The following is a 20,252-nucleotide window of genomic DNA, read 5'->3' as shown; positions in this document are numbered from 1 at the left end:
CCCGGGCGGAAACGGGCGAGGGTGAGGACATCACCCGTACGTCACCGAGGAGGACCGTCCGTGTCGCTCGACATGCCCCGCACCGAACCCCGTACCGCCCACCCGGCCGCCGACGAGGTCCGCCGGCGCCTCGAACACGCCCGCACGACCCGGCTGGCGCAGCTCAAGGCCCTCGACGAAACCGGGCAGAGTCCCGGTGACCACCTGGTGTCCAACCAGAAGGACGCCATCAAGCGTGTCCTGACGGAGATCGACGAGGCGTTCGCGCGCGTCGAGGACGGCACCTACGGCACCTGCCTGGGCTGTTCCAAGGCCGTACCGCCGGAGCGGCTGGAGATCCTCCCGCACACCCGGTACTGCGTCGGCTGCCAGGGCCGCGCCTGATCCCGTCCGTCCTCCTCTCCCGCTCTGCCCAAGGGGTGCAGTGGTGACCCACCAGACCATCGGCGAGCGCGACACGGTCCTCACCCCCGAGGACCTCGCCGCGCTGCGCGAGAACCTGTACGAGCAGCGGCTGTTCCGGCAGGAACAGCTGCGGCAGTTCGCCGTCCACTCCTCGAACCGTGCCGACGACCGGCGTCAGACGGACGCCGCGCAGGTCGAGGTGGGCGTCAAGCTCGCGGCGTCCGCCCGCATGGTGCTCGCCGACGTCGAGGCGGCGCTCGCCCGGATGGACTCCGGGCAGTACGGCACCTGCCACCTGTGCCGCCGCGCCGTCGAACGCCACCGCCTGCTGATCGTCCCCCAGGCCCGCTACTGCGGGCGCTGCCAGCAGGTGAGGGAGGCCGGCCGGTGACCGTGATCCGGCGTTCCTCTCCGGCACCGGTACGGCATCGGCACCGGCCGCTGTGCCGGCGCTGCTCAGGTATCGCTCTCGACCTGGGCAGCGCCCGCACACGCGCGTGGATCGCCGGGCGGGGCGTGGTCCTCGACGTGCCCACCGTGACCTTCCCGGGCACCGGCGCGGTCCATCCCGTCCAGCGCGGCACCATCGTCGACATCCCGGGCACGGCCCGGATGCTGGAGCGGCTGCTCGGGCACCGGCTGCCCCGGCTCGGCCGCCCGCTGGTCGTCGTCACGGCGCCGGTCCTGGACGGGCTCGCCTTCCGGACCGCCGCCCGCACGGCCGTCGAGGTCCTCCGCCCGCGCGCCGTGCTGACCGTCCCGGGCGCCCGCGCGGTGGCCCTGGCGGCGGGCGCCGACCACATCCGGCCGCTGCTCGTCGTCGACCTCGGCGCCCACCTCACCGAGGTGGTGCTGCTCGTGGACGGCGCGGTCACCGACGCCCGCCGCACCGCGCTGGGCACCGCCGACCTGGCCGACGGCACGCCGCCCGGCGACATCACCGCGGCGGTGGCCGGCATGGTGACCGCGATGCTGCGCCAGGACCGCACCGCGCTCACCCGTACCGCCCTGCGCCGGGGCGTCCTCCTGGCCGGCGGCGGCGCGCTGCGCCCCGACATCACCCACGGCCTCCCCGCCGGCCTCGGCTGCGCGGTGCGGCAGGTCCCGTCGCCGCACACCGCCGCCGTCCGGGGCGCCGCCGGGCTGCTCGCCTCGGCGCACCACCACCCCTCGGTCACCGGAGCCGTCTGACCGACCCGACCGCCCGCGCCCCGCCATTGGAAGGAGCCCCTGACGTGGCCGGCGAGACACCTCCGGCACAGCCGTCCCCGGGCCCGCCCCCGCGCCCCCTGCTGTGGCGCTGGCGGCGCAACCCCCTGCGCCGCCGCACCGACACGCTCCAGGCCTGGTTCGGCCTCGGGGCGCTGATCGCCGTACTGGCCGTGGCCCCCGTGGCCGCCGTCCTCGTCGGCGACGCCGCCCGACGGCATTACGAGGACACCGCCCGCCACCAGCACCTGACCCGGTACGAGACGGACGCGGCCCTCGTCCGGGACGCCCCGCGCCACCCCGAACCGGGCTCGGACGAGGAGAAGAGGACCCGTTACCCGGTCGAGGTCCGCGTGGTCACCCGTGAGGGGCGGACCCGCACCACACGGGCGGAGGTCCGGCCGGGGCTGACCGCCGGCAGCACCGTGCGCGTCTGGGTCACCGTCGACGGTGAGGCGACGGACCGGCCGCTGACCCGCAAGGAGGTCCGCAGCCGCACCCTGGGCTGGGCCCTCCTCGCCGCCATCGGCGTCGCCCTCACCGGTGCCGCCGCCCACGCCCTGACCGGTCTGGCCGTGCGCCGCCGCAACCTCGCCGACTGGGACACGGCCTGGGCGGAGACGGCCCCGCGCTGGACGACACCGACCTGAACCGGTGAACTGCCGGAGTCCGGCGGACTCGCCCGGCGCGGTACGCCGACGGCTCCCGCTTCCGTCGAGCCCGGCAACGGGAAGGCCGACGTCACCGGCTGACGGGCCCCTCCCGCGCTCGGAGCCCGGACGTCGAACAGGCGTCCGAGCTCCGCCGTATCCGGACACTTGACGCTCGAAAGTTTCGCTGGCTTCGTGTCGAGGATCGGAGGGTGCCCGGCGTTCATTGCGGTGCTATCCGTCTCAACCGGTTCAGTATGGGTTTTGAACTGGGGGATCGTGAATCCATGCGCCTCTTCGGCTGGGCGAAGATTTCGAAACATTCACCGAAACTGTTGACGGTTGACGCGTGCAGATCAACACTGTCCGGCATCGAGCCCCACCGAGCCGCACAGGAGGCGCACCGCATGCACGTGTCCGTCCGACCGAGAGGCCGCAGACGCGGCCGCCTGCTGCTGAGCGTCAGAAGCGTCTGGACCATCGCGCTGGCCGCCGTCACCGCACTGCTCCTGACCGCCACCACCGCCACCGCCGCCGTCACCACGAACCAGACCGGCACCAACAACGGCTGGTGGTACTCGTTCTGGACCGACTCCCAGGGAACCGTCTCCATGGACCTGGGCTCCGGCGGCAACTACAGCACCCGGTGGAGCAACACCGGCAACTTCGTCGCCGGCAAGGGCTGGAGCACGGGTGGCCGCAAGACCGTCAACTACTCCGGTTCCTTCAACCCGTCCGGCAACGCGTACCTGACGCTCTACGGATGGACCACCGGCCCGCTCATCGAGTACTACATCGTCGACAACTGGGGCACCTACCGGCCCACCGGCGAGTACAAGGGCACCGTCACCAGCGACGGCGGCACGTACGACATCTACAAGACCACTCGGTACAACGCCCCCTCCATCGAAGGCACCAGGACGTTCGACCAGTACTGGAGCGTCCGCCAGTCGAAGCGCACCGGCGGCACCATCACCAGCGGCAACCACTTCGACGCGTGGGCCGGCAAGGGGATGAACCTGGGCAGCCACAACTACATGATCATGGCCACCGAGGGCTACCAGAGCAGCGGAAGCTCCAACATCACGGTGAGTGAAGGCAGTTCCGGTGGTGGCGGTGGCGGTGGCGGCGGTGGCTGCAACGCGACGCTGTCGGCGGGTGAGAAGTTCGGCGACCGCTACAACCTCAACGTCTCGGTGAGCGGCTCCAGCGACTGGACCGTGACGATGAAGGTGCCGTCCCCGGCGAAGGTCTCCTCGACCTGGAACGTCAGCACCTCCTACCCCGACAGCCAGACCCTCGTCGCCAAGCCCAACGGCAGCGGCAACAACTGGGGCACGACGATCATGGCCAACGGCAACTGGACCTGGCCGACGGTCTCCTGCAGCGCAGGCTGACCCCTCACGAGGAGGACCACCGCAGATGACCACCGGAAAAATCCCCCGGTCCCTGGTGTCGGGACTGGCCGTCGCCGCGCTGACCCTGGCGGGCACCGCCACCGCGACGCTCGACGCCGCACCGGCGCAGGCCGCCGCCTGCAACGGCTACGTCGGACTCACCTTCGACGACGGCCCGTCCACCAGCACCACCATGAGCCTGCTCAACGCGCTCAGGCAGAACGGGCTGCGGGCCACGATGTTCAACCAGGGCCAGTACGCCGCCGCCAACCCCTCCCTGGTCAAGGCCCAGGTCGACGCCGGCATGTGGGTCGCCAACCACAGCTACACCCACCCGCACATGACCCAGCTGAGCCAGGCGCAGATGGACTCGGAGATCTCCCGCACCCAGCAGGCGATCGCGAACGCCGGCGGCGGCACGCCCAAGCTGTTCCGTCCGCCGTACGGCGAGACCAACTCGACGCTGCGCGCGGTCGAGGCCAAGTACGGCCTGACCGAGATCATCTGGGACGTCGACTCGCAGGACTGGAACAACGCGAGCACCGACGCCATCGTGCAGGCCGCCTCCCGGCTCACCAACGGGCAGGTCATCCTGATGCACGACTGGCCGGCCAACACCATCGCCGCGATCCCGCGCATCGCGCAGAACCTGGCCTCCCGGGGCCTGTGCGCCGGCATGATCTCCCCGCAGACCGGCCGCGCCGTCGCCCCCGACGGTTCCGGCGGCGGGGGAGGAGGCGGCGGTGGCGGCACCGCGTGCACCGCGACCCTGTCCGCGGGCACCCGCTGGGGGGACCGCTACAACCTCAACGTCTCGGTGAGCGGCTCCAGCGACTGGACCGTGACGATGAAGGTGCCGTCCCCGGCGAAGGTCTCCGCGACCTGGAACGTCAGCGCGTCCTACCCCGACGGCCAGACCCTCGTCGCCAAACCCAACGGCAGCGGGAACAACTGGGGGGTGACGATCCAGACCAACGGCAACTGGAACTGGCCGACCGTCTCCTGCAGCACGGGCTGAGCCACGAGGGCGGGCCGCGGCATGCCGCGGCCCGCCCTCACGCTCCGTCAAAGATGCTCGCGGAACCAGTTGGCGGCGAGCCCGGCGACCTGCTCCAGCGCGCCGGGCTCGGGAAAGAGGTGGGTCGCGCCGGGCACCACGTGGACGTGGTGCGCCGCGGACAGCCGGCCGGCGGCCTCACGGTTGAGGTCGAGGACCGTCTCGTCGTCGCCGCCCACGACGAGCAGCACCGGGCACGCGACCAGGCCGAGCGCGTCGCCCGCCAGGTCCGGGCGCCCGCCCCGCGACACGACCGCCGAGACCCGCTCGGGGCGCTCGGTGGCGGCCACCAGTGCCGCCGCCGCTCCCGTACTGGCCCCGAACAGGCCCACGGGAAGGTCCATGCTGTCCGGGCGTCGCTCCAGCCAGTCGACGGCGTGCGCCAGCCGCCGGGCCAGCAGGCCGATGTCGAAGCGGTGCCGGCCCGTGGCGTCGTCCTCGAGCTCCTCCTCCCGGGTCAGCAGATCCAGCAGCAGCGTGCCGAACCCCGCCCCCTGCAAGGCGTCGGCGACCGCCCGGTTGCGGGGGCTGAGCCGTGAGCTGCCGCTGCCGTGCGCGAACAGCACCATTCCGCGCGCCCCGGCGGGGACGACCAGGTCCCCGGACAGGGCTGCCGCACCCGAGGGGACCGTCACGGACTCGGAGACCATGCCCGGTCACCTCCTCAGTCGGTGTCGTCGGCGGCACGCCCGGCGGGCAGCAGGGTGCCGATGTCCCTGGGCAGCGCGGCGACCAGCTTCTCCGTCAGCTCCGGAGTGAGGGCCGCGTCGAGCACCTCCAGTACGGCGGCGGCCTCGCGCACGGCCGCGTCCTCGTCCGTCTCCGCGCGGCCGGCGATCCGGCCGGCGAACGTCGTCAGGTCGAAGCGCTCGCCCGAAGTGGTCTGCCGCATGGGCGCGGCCAGGGTCGGCGGCAGCTGGGCGGCCACATGGCCCACCAGCCCGGACGGCAGCCGCTCGGCCAGCGTGCTCAGCACCGCCCGGGTCGCCCGCTCGGACGTTCCCCGGTCCGGCAGCCGGGTGAGAGCCTGCACTTTCCCGATGAACTCGTCGTGCTGCATGAGGCGCTGTCCTTCCTCATGGTGCGGTCACCCGCGTGGTGCGGTCACCCGCGGTGGTCGATGGTCGGGCGACGGGCGAGTACCCGGAACGGGCACGCACCAACGAACGCCGGTTTGCCACCGGCGGTGGCGGCCACCCGGCCGGCACGACCACGGTGGAGGAGGTGTCCGACGTGCGCGACCCACATGTCGATCCCACCCGCGAGCCGGTCTCCCGGGCCCGCTCCGGAATGATCGGCCGCCGCTTCCCGCGGACCGGCACCGAGCCGGTCACCGCGCGGAGCCCGCTGCGGCTGCGCCTGCTGCTTGCCGCGGTCTTCCTGCCCCTCTTCCTCGCCGGCACCGCGCTGTTCGGCACCTGGGCCGCGCGCTCCGACGCCGGCGACAGCCCCGGCCGGGGCCCGCTGGTCCTGCTCGCCGTCGTCTGCGGCGTGCTCGCGCTGACGGCCCTCCTGGACCTGATGGCCGTACTGCGCCGTCTGCGACGGGAACGGGGCACCGCCCGCTGAGCCCACCGAGCCCACGGAGCCCGCCGACCGGTTCCCGGTGACGCCCCGCGGTGCCGCGGACACCGGCTGTGGACGGTCGTGGACGCGCCGGACCGGTCTCATGTCCCGGATCCGGGACGAAGGGACTCGGAAGGGGACCCGGCCGTCCGCGACAGGGCCGTCACCGGCCGGCGGCGTACCGGCCGCGAGTGACCGAGTCGCGGGGAGATCGCGTGGCCGCCGAGAGGCCGCGTGGCCGCGGGTGAGCCGCGCGGGCACCCGTCCCGGGGCCCCGCTCCCGGGACGGCCACCGGCGCGGCCCACCCGCGTCGCCCGCCGGGATCAGCGGTCCAGTTCGTCCTCCACCGGCGGCTTCGGCACGTCACGCAGGTGCTGGGACTGTCCCTGCTTGCCGCCCGCACGGGCCTGCTCCGCCTGCTGCGCGGGACTGAGGCCGAGGTCGGAATCGGGGTCCACGCGCACCGACCGGGCCACCTCCTCACGATTGGCGTACTGCTCGGCCGGAATGCCGCGCAGCGCCTTGACCACGTCCGGCGAGGCCCCCGACCTGCTGGCCGCCTGGACCAGGTCGTCCTTGCCGGCCGGGAAACCGACGTCCTTGATGGCGTTCACCACGTCCCGGGCGCTCGTCCTGTGGGCCATGGCTCCTTCTCCCTCATCGCGGTACTGGGACCTCCCGGGTAACCGCCATCGCCCCTCCCTCACCTCCGCGCGGGCCCCGCTACGACGACTCCCGCACCACCAGCTCCGTGGGCAGCGTCCGCTGCTGCCGGGGTTCGCCCCGCTGGGTGATGCCGGTGAGGATCAGGGCCATGGTGCGGCCGATCTCCTCCACCGGCTGGCGCACCGTCGTCAGGGGCGGGGCGGTGTGGCGGGCCAGGACGGAGTCCTCGTAGCCGACGACGGCGACATCGCCGGGCACCCGCCGTCCCCGCCGGCGCAATTCGGCCAGGGCGCCGACCGCCATGAGGTCGGAGGCGGCGAAGACGGCGTCCAGGTCCGGGGCGCGTTCAAGTAGCGAACGCATGGCCCGGCAGGCGCCCTCCTCCGTGAAGTCGCCCTCCTCGACGAGGAGTTCGTCCGCGGGTACCCCCGCCTCCCGGTGCGCGGTGCGCCAGCCGGCGAGCCGGCTGCGGCCGACGTCCATGTCCAGCGGGCCGGTGATCGTGGCGATCCGGGTCCGGCCGCGGTGCAGCAGGTGCCGTACCGCCGCGGTCGCGCCCCCGGCGTTGTCGGAGTCGACGTAGCTCAGCCGTTCGCCCGCGTCGCGGCGGCCGGCCAGCACGGTGGGCAGGCCCATCTCCTCCAGCATGCCCGGCAGCCGGTCGTCGGCGTGCACGGAGACCAGCAGCACGCCGTCCACGCGGTGCGCGGCCACCGTCTCGGTGAGCCGGTCGCGCTCGGCCTGGTCGCGGACGAGCATCAGCTGCAGCTGGGTCCGGCTCTCCGCGAGGGCGCCGCTGACGCCGCGGATCAGCGCGGCGAAGAACGGTTCCGAACCGAGCCGGCTCTCCGACTCCGGGATCACCAGGGCCACCGCGTTGGTGCGGTTGGTCACCAGGCCGCGGGCGACCGAGTTGGGGACGTAGTTCAGCTCCTTGATCGCGGCCAGGACCCTGGCACGGGCGTCGGCACTGACCAGGTCCGAGCCGTTGACGACGCGGGAGACCGTGGTACGGCCGACGCCGGCGCGGGCCGCGACCGTTTTGATGGTCGGACGGCGGTTGCCGCTCATGTGCTCCCCCCTGGGCGGCCGCGGGGGCGTTGCCCGCCGCGGAGGTGACCTGCGGCAATTCTTGCAGACGCCGCCGTCGGCGCAGCACCCCCCGGGGGCGGGACGGCGGCCGCGGGGCCCGGTGCGGGACGACGAGTTGGTTTCAAGTTATTGACAGACCTAACTGCCAGCCGTGAGTCTTCGTTGCGCGGTGGGAACGTGCCCACCCCGGAATGGGCACGTTCCCATCCTTATCAGAGCCGCTGTAGTCATCGCAGAACTCGTCACTCCGGTGTGTCAGCGCCGTCGCTAGGAGGAGATCCATGGGCACTTACGGTTCGTTGCGCAGGAAGGCGGTGGCGACAGCCGCGACCGCCGGCGCGCTGGCACTGGTCGTCGGCTGCGGCGGCAGCGACGACTCGGTCACCGGCGGTGGCAAGAAGGACGGCAAGGTCACCATCACCATGGGCCTGTACGGCGTGATGGGCCTCAAGGAGACCGGCCTCCTCGAGCAGTACGAGAAGGAGAACCCCGAGGTCGACATCAAGGCCGAGATCGCCGGTGACGAGCAGACGTACTACACCGCGCTGCAGACCAGGCTCGCCGCCGGCAACGGCCTGAAGGACATCCAGGGCATCGAGATCGGCCGGGCCAAGGAGATCACCGAGACCCAGGCGGACAAGTTCGCGGACTTCGCCGGCATGGCGGGCACCGACCACTTCCTGCCCTGGAAGGAGTCCCAGATCAGCACCGCGGACGGCAAGGTGCTGGGCCTGGGCACCGACATCGGCCCGATGGCCGTCTGCTACCGCAAGGACTACTTCGAGCAGGCCGGCCTGCCCACCGACCGCGAAGAGGTCGGCAAGCTGTGGGAGGGCGACTGGAAGAAGTACGTCGAGGTCGGCCGCACCTTCAAGAAGGACTTCAAGGGCGACAAGGTGGCGTTCACGGACTCGGCCAGCGGCCTGTTCAACGCCATGGTCTACGGCTACCCCGAGCAGTACTACGACGAGAAGGGTGAGCTGATCTACGACAAGAACCCGGCCGTCAAGGAGGCATGGGGCCTTGCCGCCGACGCCGCGGAGGAGGGGCTGACCGCCAAGCTCCGCCAGTTCCAGCCGGGTTGGGACCCCGGCCTGGCCAACGGCACGTTCGCGACCGCCGTGTGCCCGGCCTGGATGCTCAGCCACATCAGCGAGAAGGCCGGTGCGGCCAACAAGGGCAAGTGGGACGTCGCCAGGGCGCCCAAGGGCGCCAACTGGGGCGGGTCCTTCCTCGGCGTGATCGAGAAGAGCCCGGTGAAGGAGGAGGCCAAGAAGCTCGTCGCCTGGCTGACCGCGCCGGAGCAGCAGGCCCACATCTTCAAGGAGATCGGCAACATCCCGTCCTCCGAGAAGGCCCTGGAGAACGCCGATGTGAAGGACGCCAAGTCGGAGTACTTCGACAACGCCCCGATCGGCCAGATCTTCGGTGCCGCCGCGCAGGAGATCCCGGACAAGCAGGTCCTCGGCCGCAAGGACGGCACGATCAAGGACACCTTCTCCCAGGGCCTGGCCCTGGTCGAGCAGGGCACCGCGCGCGACGAGGCGTGGAAGACCACCACGGAGCGCATCGAGAAGGCGGTCGGCTGACCCGACGCCCGCCGCGGCCGCCCGGGCCCGTTCGGCATCCCGCCGACGGGCCCGGGCCCCGGCTCACCCATCCGCTCTCAGGAAGGAAGTCCGGTGGCCACCTCCACCACCAAAGCCCTGACCGGCGAGGAGCCGCCGGCCCCGCCCGGCACGTCGGGCGGCGGGAAGACCGCCCGGCGGCGCAGCGCGCTGCTGCACCGGCTGGACGTCAAGGGCGCGCCGTTCGCGTTCGTCGCCCCCTTCTTCATCGTCTTCGCCGCGTTCAGCTTCTACCCCCTCGTCTACACCTCGTGGATCTCCCTGCACGACGTGGAACTGGCCACCCTCGACGTCATGGAGTGGGTGGCGTTCGACAACTACGTCGAGCTCTGGAGCGACTCACGGTTCTGGAACGCGCTGCAGAACACCATCACCATCGGGATCATCTCCACGGTGCCGCAGCTGATGATGGCGCTCGGCCTGGCGCACCTGCTCAACTACCGCATGCGCGCCTCGCTGTTCTTCCGCGTCGCCTCGCTGGTCCCGTACGCCACCTCGGTCGCCGCCGCCGCGCTCGTCTTCACCATGATCTTCGAGCGTGACTTCGGCATGATCAACTGGGCGCTCGGCTCGGTCGGCATCGACCCGGTGGACTGGGAGGCCGACAAGTGGCCCGCCCAGGTGGCGATCTCCACCATCGTCATCTGGCGCTGGACCGGCTACAACGCGCTGCTCTACCTGGCCGCCATGCAGGCCATCCCGGCCGAGCGGTACGAGGCGGCGTCCATCGACGGAGCGTCCCGGTGGAAGCAGTTCACCCACGTCACCGTCCCCGGCATCCGCTCCACGATCGTCTTCACCATCGTGCTCTCCACCATCGGCGCCACCCAGCTGTTCGGTGAGCCGCTGATCTTCGGCCAGGGACCCAACGGCATCACCGGCGGCGCCGACAACCAGTACCAGACGCTGGGCCTGCTGCTGTACGAGGAGGGCTGGAAGAACTACCAGATGGGCCGCTCGGCGACCGTCGCCTGGGCGATGTTCATGCTGCTCGTCCTCGCCTTCGTGGCGCAGCGCCTGATCAAGCGCCTGCGTTCCCGTACGTCCTGACCTGGAGTCACGATGACCACCAACAGCCTCCCGGTCCGGACGGAGACCCCGGTCCGGACCCCCGTCGAGAAGCCGGCCGGCCGCGCCGGCCGCCGGCTGCTGCGCCAGGGCGCCGGCCGCCAGCACCACGCCGGCCCGCTCGCCTACGTCCTGCTCGTCGTCATGGCGGTGCTGTCGATCTTCCCGCTGTACTGGACGATGGTGGCGGCCTCCACCGACAACACCCGGGTCAGCCAGACACCACCGCCGTTCCTGCCCGGCCCGAACCTGTTCAGCAACCTCGCCCGGGCCTGGGACGAGGCGGCGATGGGCAAGGCCATGATCAACAGCCTGATCGTGGCCGGCGTGATCGCCCTGTCCACGGTGATGTTCGCGACGCTGGCCGGATTCGCCTTCGCCAAACTGCGGTTCAAGGGACGCAACATCCTGCTCATGCTGGTGATCGGCACCATGATGGTGCCGCCGCAGCTCGGCGTCGTACCGCTGTTCATGATGATGTCCGAGCTGGGCTGGTCGCAGCAGCTGCCCGCCGTCATCTTCCCCACGCTGGTGAGCGCGGTCGGCGTGTTCTTCATGCGGCAGTACCTGTCCGAGGCCCTGCCCGACGAACTCGTCGAGGCCGGACGCGTCGACGGGGCGCACTCGCTGCGGATCTTCTGGAGCATCGTGCTGCCCGTGGCGCGGCCCGCGATGGCCGTCCTGTTCATGATCACGTTCGTGCACGCGTGGAACGACTTCTTCTGGCCGTTCGTGGTGCTCGACATGACCAACCCGACCGTCCCCGTCGCCCTCACCCAGCTCAGCGCGGGCTACGTCCGCGACCAGTCGCTGATCATGGCGGGCGCGCTGCTCGGCACGCTGCCGCTGCTGGCGATGTTCGTCGTCTTCGGCCGCCAGATCGTCAGCGGCATCATGGCCGGCGCCGTCAAGGGCTGACCCGCCGCACCCGGGCCCGCACCCCGTCCCGCCCCCCACCAGGCACCCGCCTGCGAACCCCCTTACCCCGAAAGGACTCACGTGGTCACCGCACAGCAGACCGCGTCCGCCCCGGACGCCGCCCGCACCTTCCCCAAGGGCTTCCTCTGGGGCTCCGCGACCGCCTCCTACCAGATCGAGGGGGCCGCCGCCGAGGACGGACGCACGCCGTCCATCTGGGACACCTACGCCCGCACCCCGGGCCGGGTCCGCAATGGAGACACCGGCGACATCGCCACCGACCACTACCACCGCTGGCGCGAGGACATCGCCCTCATGGCCGAACTCGGCCTGGGCGCCTACCGGTTCTCCCTGGCCTGGCCCCGGATCCAGCCCACCGGGCGCGGCCCCGCCGTGCAGAAGGGCCTGGACTTCTACCGGCGCCTCGTCGACGGCCTGCTGGACAAGGGCATCCAGCCCGTCGCCACCCTCTACCACTGGGACCTGCCGCAGGAACTGGAGGACGCCGGTGGCTGGCCCGAGCGCGCCACGGCCGAACGGTTCGCCGAGTACGCGGCCCTCGCCGCGGACGCCCTCGGCGACCGGGTGAAGACCTGGACCACCCTCAACGAGCCCTGGTGCAGCTCCTTCCTCGGCTACGGCTCCGGCGTGCACGCCCCCGGCCGCACCGACCCGGTCGCCGCGTTGCGCGCCGCCCACCACCTCAACCTGGGCCACGGCCTGGCCGTCCAGGCGCTGCGCGACCGCCTGCCCGCCGCCGCCCAGTGCTCGGTCACCCTCAACATCCACCACGTCCGCCCGCTCACCGGCAGCGACGCCGACGCGGTCCGCCGGATCGACGCGCTCGCCAACCGGGTCTTCACCGGCCCGATGCTGCAGGGCGCCTACCCGGAGGACCTGCTCAAGGACACCGCCGCGCTCACCGATTGGTCCTTCGTGCGCGACGGCGACCTCGAGCGGATCCACCAGCCGCTGGACTTCCTCGGCGTCAACTACTACTCGCCCACCGTCGTCTCCGAGGCCGACGGCACCGGCACCCACACCTCCGACGGACACGGCAACAGCACCCACAGCCCCTGGCCGGGCGCCGACAAGGTCGCCTTCCACCAGCCGCCCGGCGACACCACCGCCATGGGCTGGGCCGTCGACCCCACCGGCCTGTACGACCTGCTGCGCCGGCTGTCGTCCGACTTCCCGAAGCTGCCGCTGGTCATCACCGAGAACGGCGCCGCCTTCGACGACTACGCCGACCCCTCCGGGAACGTCAACGACCCCGCGCGGATCGCCTATGTGCGCGGCCACCTGGCCGCCGTCCACCGGGCCATCGTCGACGGCGCGGACGTGCGCGGCTACTTCCTGTGGTCGCTGCTGGACAACTTCGAGTGGGCCCACGGCTACGGCAAGCGCTTCGGCGCCGTCTACGTGGACTACCCGACCGGCACCCGCATCCCCAAGGCCAGCGCCCGCTGGTACTCCGAGGTGGCCCGCACCGGCGTCCTGCCCGCCGCCTGACCGGACGGGCGCGGCGGTGCGCGCCGCGCCCATGCCCCTGCGCCGTGTGCCGAGGACCAAGTGGCCCCGGTACGGCCCCGTGGGCGGGCGGCGCCCCGGCGGCGAGGAGAACCCGGTGGCGCCGCCGGAACGGGGGACCGGTCCACGCGCCGGTTCCCCGGGGGTGAGCCGATTCCTCAGGCGGTCGTACCGATCAGGAGGCGGCAGCGGACGATCGGCGGGACCGCCTCCGCCGGGGCTTCCGTCACCCCGCCGGCCGCGCGGAGCGGTGGGCGGCACGCACGGGCGCCGCGTCCCCCGCCCGGCCTCGCGCCGACGCGGCGCCGCACGCCGGGCCGCCCTCCAGCGGCCGGCCCGGCGTCCCTCACGCCTTCTTGGGCGGAGCCGTGCTCTGCCGTACCACCAGGTGCGTCGCCAGCTCTATGCGCTGGGCGGCCGTGCCGGGGTCGTCCGGGCGGAGCAGCATCCGGGCGGCCTCCTCGGCCATGTGCCGCAGCGGCTGGTGGACCGTGGTGAGCGGTGGGCTCGACCACTGCGCCAGCGGCACGTCGTCGTAGCCGACCACCGACAGGTCCTCGGGCACGCGCAGGCCCTTGACCCGGGCCGCCTCCAGTACGCCGAGCGCCTGGAGGTCGCTGCCCGCGAAGACCGCCGTGGGCCGGTCCGGCCCCTCCAGCAGGTCCATGGCGTGCTCGAAGCCGCCCTGCACGTGGAAGTCGCCGAAGCGCATCAGCCGCGGATCGGCCTCCAGACCCGCCATCGCCATGGCCGAGCGGTAGCCGTCGAGGCGCGCCAGTGAGCACAGCACGTCCTCGGGCCCGGTGATGATCGCGACCCGTTCGTGCCCCTGCTCGGTGAGATGGCGGGTGGCGGCGAGACCACCGGCCCAGTTCGCCGAGCCGACCGAGGGCACGTCCGGGTCGGGGTCACCCGCCGGGTCGATGACGACGAAGGGGATGGCCGCCGCCCTGAGCCGCCGCTTGACGTCCTCCGGGAGCGCGGAGAAGACCAGCACGACACCCAGCGGCCTGCGCTGCAGCACGCCCGGGAGCCATTCCGGCGCGGGCGTGTGCCGGGTGCCGCTCTCGGTGAGCACCACCGTCGCGCGGTTCTCCCTGGCGACGTTCTCCACGCCCCTGATCAGCTCCATCGCCCAGATGCTGTCCAGTTCGTGGAAGACGAGCTCGATGAGCGGGGAGCGGGACGCCGCCTGGGCGCGCCTGCGGTAGCCGTGGACCTCCAGCAACCGCTCCACCTTGGCCCGGGTCGCGCGGGAGACGTCCGAACGGCCGTTGAGGACCTTCGAAACTGTCGGCATCGAAACACCGGCCTCTTTCGCGACCGCGGCCAGGGTCACTCTGCCGCTTGCCTCGTCATCATCGTGCATACCCGCAGGATAGGGCACCGCGCGTCGATAACGGTTTGGGTGAGTACGGTTCCGACCGTTGACCGAAACACGGGTCTGACCTACTGTCCCACGGCATGGACTTTCGGTGATGATGCCGAAACTTTCGAAAGGCGAACGATGAAGACACGTGCGCGCTTGCCCCGACTGGTCGCCTGCGGTGCGACGCTCTCCCTCGCACTGACCCTCTCGGCCTGCGGTGACGGGAACGGCGGGGCGTCGGCGGACGACGGCAAGATCCATGTCCTGGTCTACGGGGACGCCGCCAACAAGGTCGAGAAGCGGATCGTCGACACGTTCAACAAGACGTCCGACGTCAAGGTCGTCCTCGACACCATCCCCGGTGCGGACTACCAGAAGAAGCTGCAGACGATCATCAACACCCCGCAGGCCCCGGACGTCTTCTTCAACTGGGGCGGCGGCAGCATCAAGCCGTTCGTCAAGGCCGACCTGCTGATGCCGCTCGACGACTTCATCAAGAAGAACCCGGACCTGGAGAACAAGTTCCTGCCGTCCGTCTTCAACAACGCCGTCGTCGACGGCAAGCCGTACGGCATCCCGATGCGCGGCACCCAGCCGGTCCTGCTCTTCCACAACAAGAAGGTCCTCGACGAGGCGGGCGTCAAGCCGCCGAAGACCTGGGACGAACTGCTCGACGCGGTCGAGAAGCTCAAGGACGAGGGCGTCACCCCGATCTCGCTCGGCGGCGGCGACATCTGGCCGACGCAGATGTGGTTCCAGTACCTCTTCGACCGCATCGCCGGTCCGGAGCTGTTCGCGAAGGCCGTCGGGGGCGACAAGAGCGCCTGGGAGAGCGCGGACAGCAAGAAGGCCCTGGACATGATCAGGGAGCTCGTCGACACCGGCGCCTTCGGCAAGAACTACGACTCCGTCAAGTACACCAACGGCGGCTCGGTCCAGCTGGTGGCCTCCGGCAAGGCCGGCTTCGAGCTGATGGGCTCCTGGTACTACTCCCAGCAGCTGACGGACCACCCGGAGTTCGCCGAGAAGAGCCTCGGCTACACCGCCTTCCCGACCGTCGAGGGCGGCAAGGGCGACCCGGCCAACATCGCCGGCAACACCAACAACTACTACTCGGTCATGAAGAAGACCAAGCACCCCGAGGCCGTCGCCGAGTTCCTGAAGCTCATGTACTCCGACGACTTCGTCAAGGCGCAGCTGGACATCGGCAACCTGCCGACCACGACCAACACCGACAAGTTCATCGGCGGCTCGGGCAACCCCGAATACTCGCGCTTCCAGTACGACCTGGTCGCCGACGCCCCGTCGTTCCAGCTCTCCTGGGACCAGGCGTACCCGCAGAAGGCGAGCTCGGACATGCACAAGGCCGTCCAGCAGTTCTTCAACGGACAGCTCGACACGGACGGCTTCATCAAGGCCATGCAGGCCCTCCCGACCGAGTGACGAACGGCTCATGACCACAAAGATCACGAGCGCCCGGCCCGCCGCCGGACCCCGCGAGGGGTCCCGGCGGCGGCCGCCCGCCTCCTCCTCCGCAACGAAGGTGGGCCGCCCCGGCTTCGCCTGGGCGCTGCCCGCCGCAGTGTTCTTCACCCTCTTCGCGATCGTCCCGCTGGTCATGGTGGCGGTGCTGTCCTTCATGACCTGGGACGGGCTCAGCTCGCCCGAGTTCGTCGGCATGGACAACTGGTCGCGCCTGATGGACGACCCGGTGATGCTCAAGAGCATCTGGCTGACCCTGCTGCTGACCGTGCTCGGCGTGGTCCTCCAGACCCCGCTGAGCATCCTGCTCGGCGTCTGGGCCGCCGGCCACCAGCGCAACCGGGCCGTGCTGTCCGTCATCTACTTCATCCCGCTGCTGCTGTCCGCGACGGCCGTCTCCGTGCTCTGGCGGGCGCTGCTCGACCCGAACTTCGGCATCCCGGCCGAGGCCACCTGGCTCTTCGGCGACGGCAACCTGTTCGGCGAACAGGCCACCGCCATCGGCGTGCTGGCGTTCGTCAGCACCTGGCAGTTCACCCCGTTCCACACCCTGATCTACCAGGGCGCCGCCCGCGCGATCCCCCACGTGCTCTATCAGGCGGCGGAGATCGACGGAGCGGGCCGCTACCGGCAGTTCTTCCACATCACGCTGCCGCAGCTGCGCAACTCGATGATCACCTCGATGATCCTGATGATCGTCGGCGGCCTGACCACCTTCGAGACGGTCCTCATCCTGACCCAGGGCGGCCCCGGCACCGACACCACCATCAGCGCCTACTACATGTACGACAAGGCGTTCAAGAGCTTCGACTACGGCACCGGCTCCGCGATCGCCCTGGCCCTGGTCGTCGCGTCCACGATCATCTCGCTGATCGTCGTCCGGGTCTCCGGCTACGACAAGATGCGCAGCTCCATGGAGGGTGTGTCATGAGGCGCCGACCGAACTACGTGGCCGGCGTCGGCTCGCTCTTCTGGCTGTTCCTGGTCGGCCTGCCGCTGTACGTGATGCTCGCCGCGACCCTGCGCACCCGCCAGGACTACGCCGAGAACGGCCCGGTCTCCGTCCCGGACAGCTTCACCCTGGACAACTTCACCGGAGCCTTCGACTCCGGCTTCGGCCAGTACTTCTTCAACACGCTCGTCGTCACCGCCTGCGTGATCGGCATCGTGCTGCTGCTGGTCCCGCCGCTCGCCTACGCGATCGTCCGCAGCCGCGGCCGGACCACGTCGGCGATCTTCCGGCTGTTCCTGCTCGGCCTCGCCATCCCGGCCCAGGCCGTCATCGTGCCGATGTTCTACCTGATCAGCGAGGCCGGGCTGTACGACAACCTCCTCGGTGTCATCCTGCCCACGGCCGCGTTCTGCCTGCCGATGTCGGCGCTGATCCTCAGCGGCGCGATGCGCGACATCTCCCCGGAGCTGTACGAGGCCATGGCCATGGACGGAGCCACCCCGCGGCGCATGTTCCTCCAGCTCGTGCTGCCGCTGTCGAGGGGCGGACTGTCCACGATCGTGGTCTTCTCCGCGCTCCAGGCCTGGAACGGCTTCCTGTTCCCGCTCGTCCTGACCCAGTCCGAGTCCACCAAGGTCGTCACCCTCGGCCTGTACAACTTCCAGACCGAACACGGCATCGACATCCCCGGTCTGCTGGGAGCCGTGGTGCTGTCCATGGTGCCCATCCTGCTCGTCTACCTGTTCGCCCGTCGCGCCCTGGTCCAGGGTCTGATGGGCGTCGGAGGAAAGTGACTGCCGACGTGGCCGTAGAGACCACCCCCGAAATCCCCCTCTGGAACGACCCCTCCCACCCCGTCGCCGCCAGAGTCGACGCGCTGATCGGCGCGATGACCCTTCAGGAGAAGATCGCCCAGCTGTACGGCGTGTGGGTCGGCGCGTCCGCCAACGGCGGCGAAGTGGCCCCGCACCAGCACGACATGGAGGAGGCCGTCGACCTCGACGCGCTCCTTCCCACCGGACTGGGCCAGCTGACCCGCCCCTTCGGCACCGCACCCGTCGACCCGGCGCTCGGCGCGCTCTCCCTGCTGCGCACCCAGTCCCGCATCACCTCGGCGAACCGCTTCGGCATCCCCGCCGTCGCGCACGAGGAGTGCCTGGCCGGCTTCGCCGCCTGGGGCGCCACCGCCTACCCCGTCCCGTTGTCCTGGGGCGCCACCTTCGACCCCGACGCGGTACGCCGGATGGCCGCCGCCATCGGCCGCGACATGCGGTCCGTCGGCATCCACCAGGGCCTCGCCCCCGTCCTCGACGTGGTCCGCGACGCCCGCTGGGGCCGGGTGGAGGAGACCATCGGCGAGGACCCCTACCTCGTCGGCACCATCGGCACCGCGTACGTCCAGGGCCTGGAGTCCGCCGGGATCGTCGCCACCCTCAAGCACTTCGTCGGCTACTCGGCCTCCCGCGCCGGACGCAACCTCGCCCCCGCGCCCATGGGCGCCCGCGAACGGGCCGACGTCCTGCTGCCGCCGTTCGAGATGGCGATCCGCGAGGGCGGGGCCCGCTCCGTGATGCACTCCTACACGGACACCGACGGCGTCCCCGCCGCGGCCGACGAGAGCCTGCTGACCGGACTGCTCCGCGACACCTGGGGCTTCGACGGCACCGTCGTCGCCGACTACTTCGGCATCGCCTTCCTCAAGATCCTGCACGGCATCGCCGCCGACTTCGCCGACGCCGCGGGCGCCGCGCTCAAGGCGGGCGTCGACATCGAACTGCCCACCGTCAAGACGTTCGGCGCGCCGCTCGTCGAGGCCGTCACCGCCGGCCGCGTCCCCGAGGCGCTCATCGACCGCGCCCTGCGCCGCGTCCTCGGCCAGAAGGCGGCGCTCGGCCTGCTCGACGCGGACTGGAGCCCGGTGCCGCCCGCGCTCGACGGCGTGGACCTGGACGACCCGGACGCCCTGCGCGGCAAGATCGACCTGGACCGGCCCGAGAACCGGGAACTGGCCCGTGAGATCGCCGAGAAGGCGGTCGTCCTGCTCACCAACGACGGCACCCTGCCGCTCGCCGCGCCCCGCCGCATCGCCCTGGTCGGTCCCAACGCGGCCGAGGCCACCGCCGTACTGGGCTGCTACTCCTTCCCCCAGCACGTGGGCGTGCAGCACCCGGACGTCCCGGTCGGCATCGACCTGCCCACCCTGCGCGACACCCTGGCTGCCGAGTTCCCCGACGCGGAGATCACGGCCGTGCGCGGCACCGGCGTCGACGACGGGGACCTCTCCGGCATCGGCGAGGCGGTGGACGCGGCCAGGGACGCGGACATCGTCATCGCCGTCCTCGGCGACCGCGCGGGCCTGTTCGGCCGCGGCACCAGCGGCGAGGGCTGCGACGCGGAGTCCCTCGCCCTGCCCGGCACCCAGCAGCACCTGCTCGACGCGCTGCTCGACTCCGGCACGCCGGTGGTGACCGTCCTGCTCGCCGGCCGGCCGTACGCGCTCGGCCGCGCCACCGCCGGCTCCGCGGCGATCGTGCAGTCCTTCTTCCCCGGAGTCGCGGGCACCCACGCGATCGCCGGTGTGCTCAGCGGCCGCACCAACCCCTCCGGACGGCTCCCGGTCAGCGTGCCGCGCGGCCCGGGCTCCCAGCCGACCACCTACCTCGGCGCGCGCCTCGCCCAGCTCAGCGAGGTGTCCAACATCGACCCGACCCCGGCGTTCGGCTTCGGCCACGGTCTGACGTACACGAGCTTCGCCTGGAGCGACCTCGCTGTGGACACGCGGGAGGCGGGCACGGACGGAGAGTTCACCCTCGCCCTCACGGTCCGCAACACCGGCGAACGGTCCGGCACCGAGGTCGTCCAGCTGTACCTGCACGACCCGGTCGCCTCCGTCGTCCAGCCGGTGCAGCGGCTCGTCGGTTACGCCCGGGTGGAGCTGGAGCCGGGGGAGTCCCGCCGCGTCGGCGTCACGGTCCCGGCCGACGTGGCGTCCTTCACCGGCCGTGACGGCCGCCGGATCGTCGAACCCGGCGACCTGGAACTCCGCCTGGCCGCCTCGAGCACCGACGTGCGCCTGACGGCGACGGTCACCCTGACCGGCCCGGAACGCCGGGTGGACCACACCCGCCGCTTCCACGCGTCCTTCACCCAGGAGGCGTGACCCGGAATCGCCCCGAACCACGGCCGGCCCGGACCGCACACGCGGTCAAACAAGCCGAGTTTAGGGACTGCCGACACGGCTCTTCGACCCGTCCCCACTGGT

20 protein-coding genes are annotated in these 20,252 nt (G+C 71.4%); 15 read left to right on the top strand and 5 right to left on the bottom strand.

Annotated features, from left to right (window positions below; all coding sequences use genetic code 11):
* The first annotated feature begins 60 nt into the window (after positions 1–60).
* The 6 genes from AB0A94_RS33845 to AB0A94_RS33820 all read left to right on the top strand — a co-directional run bounded on the left by AB0A94_RS33845 (position 61) and on the right by AB0A94_RS33820 (position 4,679).
* Positions 61–384, top strand: a complete 324-nt coding sequence (locus tag AB0A94_RS33845) for a TraR/DksA C4-type zinc finger protein (protein ID WP_361750165.1) — start codon at positions 61–63, stop codon at positions 382–384.
* A gap of 43 nt (positions 385–427) precedes the next feature.
* Entirely contained in the window at positions 428–796 is a 369-nt protein-coding gene (locus AB0A94_RS33840; protein WP_361750163.1) for a TraR/DksA C4-type zinc finger protein, read from the top strand.
* Positions 793–1,596, top strand: a complete 804-nt coding sequence (locus tag AB0A94_RS33835; protein WP_361750161.1) for a hypothetical protein — start codon at positions 793–795, stop codon at positions 1,594–1,596. Before AB0A94_RS33840 ends, AB0A94_RS33835 begins: the two co-directional genes overlap by 4 nt.
* Positions 1,597–1,640: 44 nt before the next feature.
* The gene (locus AB0A94_RS33830; RefSeq protein ID WP_361750159.1) at positions 1,641–2,264 is read left to right on the top strand and encodes a hypothetical protein; all 624 of its coding nucleotides are present in this window, start codon (positions 1,641–1,643) and stop codon (positions 2,262–2,264) included.
* A gap of 407 nt (positions 2,265–2,671) precedes the next feature.
* Entirely contained in the window at positions 2,672–3,661 is a 990-nt protein-coding gene (locus AB0A94_RS33825; RefSeq protein ID WP_361750157.1) for a glycoside hydrolase family 11 protein, read from the top strand.
* A 25-nt stretch (positions 3,662–3,686) separates the two neighbouring features.
* Complete coding sequence (locus AB0A94_RS33820; protein ID WP_361750155.1) at positions 3,687–4,679, top strand: polysaccharide deacetylase family protein; 993 nt, start codon at positions 3,687–3,689, stop codon at positions 4,677–4,679.
* A 47-nt stretch (positions 4,680–4,726) separates the two neighbouring features.
* On the opposite strand, the gene AB0A94_RS33815 is transcribed toward AB0A94_RS33820, so the two are convergent.
* Both AB0A94_RS33815 and AB0A94_RS33810 read right to left on the bottom strand, forming a co-directional pair.
* Positions 4,727–5,368: a dienelactone hydrolase family protein gene (locus tag AB0A94_RS33815; protein ID WP_361750153.1), complete on the bottom strand. Its 642-nt coding sequence runs from the start codon at positions 5,366–5,368 to the stop codon at positions 4,727–4,729.
* A gap of 14 nt (positions 5,369–5,382) precedes the next feature.
* A complete protein-coding gene (locus tag AB0A94_RS33810; protein ID WP_361750151.1) occupies positions 5,383–5,778 on the bottom strand; it encodes a DUF2267 domain-containing protein in 396 nt (131 codons plus the stop codon).
* A 230-nt stretch (positions 5,779–6,008) separates the two neighbouring features.
* Here AB0A94_RS33810 and AB0A94_RS33805 point away from each other — a divergent pair, with 230 nt between their 5' ends.
* Complete coding sequence (locus tag AB0A94_RS33805; protein WP_361750202.1) at positions 6,009–6,287, top strand: DUF6343 family protein; 279 nt, start codon at positions 6,009–6,011, stop codon at positions 6,285–6,287.
* A 321-nt stretch (positions 6,288–6,608) separates the two neighbouring features.
* Here AB0A94_RS33805 and AB0A94_RS33800 read toward each other — a convergent pair whose 3' ends face one another.
* The gene (locus tag AB0A94_RS33800) at positions 6,609–6,929 is read right to left on the bottom strand and encodes a DUF2795 domain-containing protein (protein WP_361750149.1); all 321 of its coding nucleotides are present in this window, start codon (positions 6,927–6,929) and stop codon (positions 6,609–6,611) included.
* Positions 6,930–7,008: 79 nt separating this feature from the next.
* Positions 7,009–8,022 (bottom strand): LacI family DNA-binding transcriptional regulator, encoded by a 1,014-nt coding sequence (locus AB0A94_RS33795; protein ID WP_361750147.1) that lies wholly within the window; start codon positions 8,020–8,022, stop codon positions 7,009–7,011.
* 302 nt (positions 8,023–8,324) lie between these two features.
* Here AB0A94_RS33795 and AB0A94_RS33790 point away from each other — a divergent pair, with 302 nt between their 5' ends.
* The 4 genes from AB0A94_RS33790 to AB0A94_RS33775 all read left to right on the top strand — a co-directional run bounded on the left by AB0A94_RS33790 (position 8,325) and on the right by AB0A94_RS33775 (position 13,169).
* Positions 8,325–9,632 (top strand): extracellular solute-binding protein, encoded by a 1,308-nt coding sequence (locus AB0A94_RS33790; RefSeq protein ID WP_361750145.1) that lies wholly within the window; start codon positions 8,325–8,327, stop codon positions 9,630–9,632.
* 93 nt (positions 9,633–9,725) lie between these two features.
* Complete coding sequence (locus AB0A94_RS33785) at positions 9,726–10,721, top strand: sugar ABC transporter permease (RefSeq protein WP_361750143.1); 996 nt, start codon at positions 9,726–9,728, stop codon at positions 10,719–10,721.
* A 12-nt stretch (positions 10,722–10,733) separates the two neighbouring features.
* Positions 10,734–11,657, top strand: coding sequence for a carbohydrate ABC transporter permease (locus AB0A94_RS33780; RefSeq protein WP_361750141.1), 924 nt, complete (start codon positions 10,734–10,736; stop codon positions 11,655–11,657).
* Positions 11,658–11,738: 81 nt separating this feature from the next.
* Positions 11,739–13,169 (top strand): GH1 family beta-glucosidase, encoded by a 1,431-nt coding sequence (locus AB0A94_RS33775; protein WP_361750139.1) that lies wholly within the window; start codon positions 11,739–11,741, stop codon positions 13,167–13,169.
* A gap of 364 nt (positions 13,170–13,533) precedes the next feature.
* Here AB0A94_RS33775 and AB0A94_RS33770 read toward each other — a convergent pair whose 3' ends face one another.
* Complete coding sequence (locus tag AB0A94_RS33770; protein WP_361750137.1) at positions 13,534–14,556, bottom strand: LacI family DNA-binding transcriptional regulator; 1,023 nt, start codon at positions 14,554–14,556, stop codon at positions 13,534–13,536.
* A gap of 138 nt (positions 14,557–14,694) precedes the next feature.
* Between AB0A94_RS33770 and AB0A94_RS33765 the strand changes: the two genes are divergently transcribed.
* Genes AB0A94_RS33765 through AB0A94_RS33750 form a run of 4 tightly spaced genes read left to right on the top strand, consistent with a single transcriptional unit; the run spans position 14,695 to position 20,150 of the window.
* Entirely contained in the window at positions 14,695–15,999 is a 1,305-nt protein-coding gene (locus AB0A94_RS33765) for an extracellular solute-binding protein (RefSeq protein WP_361750135.1), read from the top strand.
* 10 nt (positions 16,000–16,009) lie between these two features.
* Positions 16,010–16,969: a sugar ABC transporter permease gene (locus tag AB0A94_RS33760; protein ID WP_361750133.1), complete on the top strand. Its 960-nt coding sequence runs from the start codon at positions 16,010–16,012 to the stop codon at positions 16,967–16,969.
* Positions 16,966–17,784, top strand: coding sequence for a carbohydrate ABC transporter permease (locus AB0A94_RS33755; protein WP_361750131.1), 819 nt, complete (start codon positions 16,966–16,968; stop codon positions 17,782–17,784). The genes AB0A94_RS33760 and AB0A94_RS33755 overlap by 4 nt, the downstream gene beginning before the upstream one ends.
* Positions 17,781–20,150, top strand: a complete 2,370-nt coding sequence (locus AB0A94_RS33750; RefSeq protein ID WP_361750129.1) for a glycoside hydrolase family 3 N-terminal domain-containing protein — start codon at positions 17,781–17,783, stop codon at positions 20,148–20,150. The genes AB0A94_RS33755 and AB0A94_RS33750 overlap by 4 nt, the downstream gene beginning before the upstream one ends.
* The last annotated feature ends 102 nt before the right edge of the window (positions 20,151–20,252 follow it).

This window comes from Streptomyces sp. NPDC044984 (assembly GCF_040646935.1).
In the GTDB taxonomy this organism is placed as follows: domain Bacteria; phylum Actinomycetota; class Actinomycetes; order Streptomycetales; family Streptomycetaceae; genus Streptomyces.
This window is presented reverse-complemented; position numbering and strand designations above follow the sequence as displayed.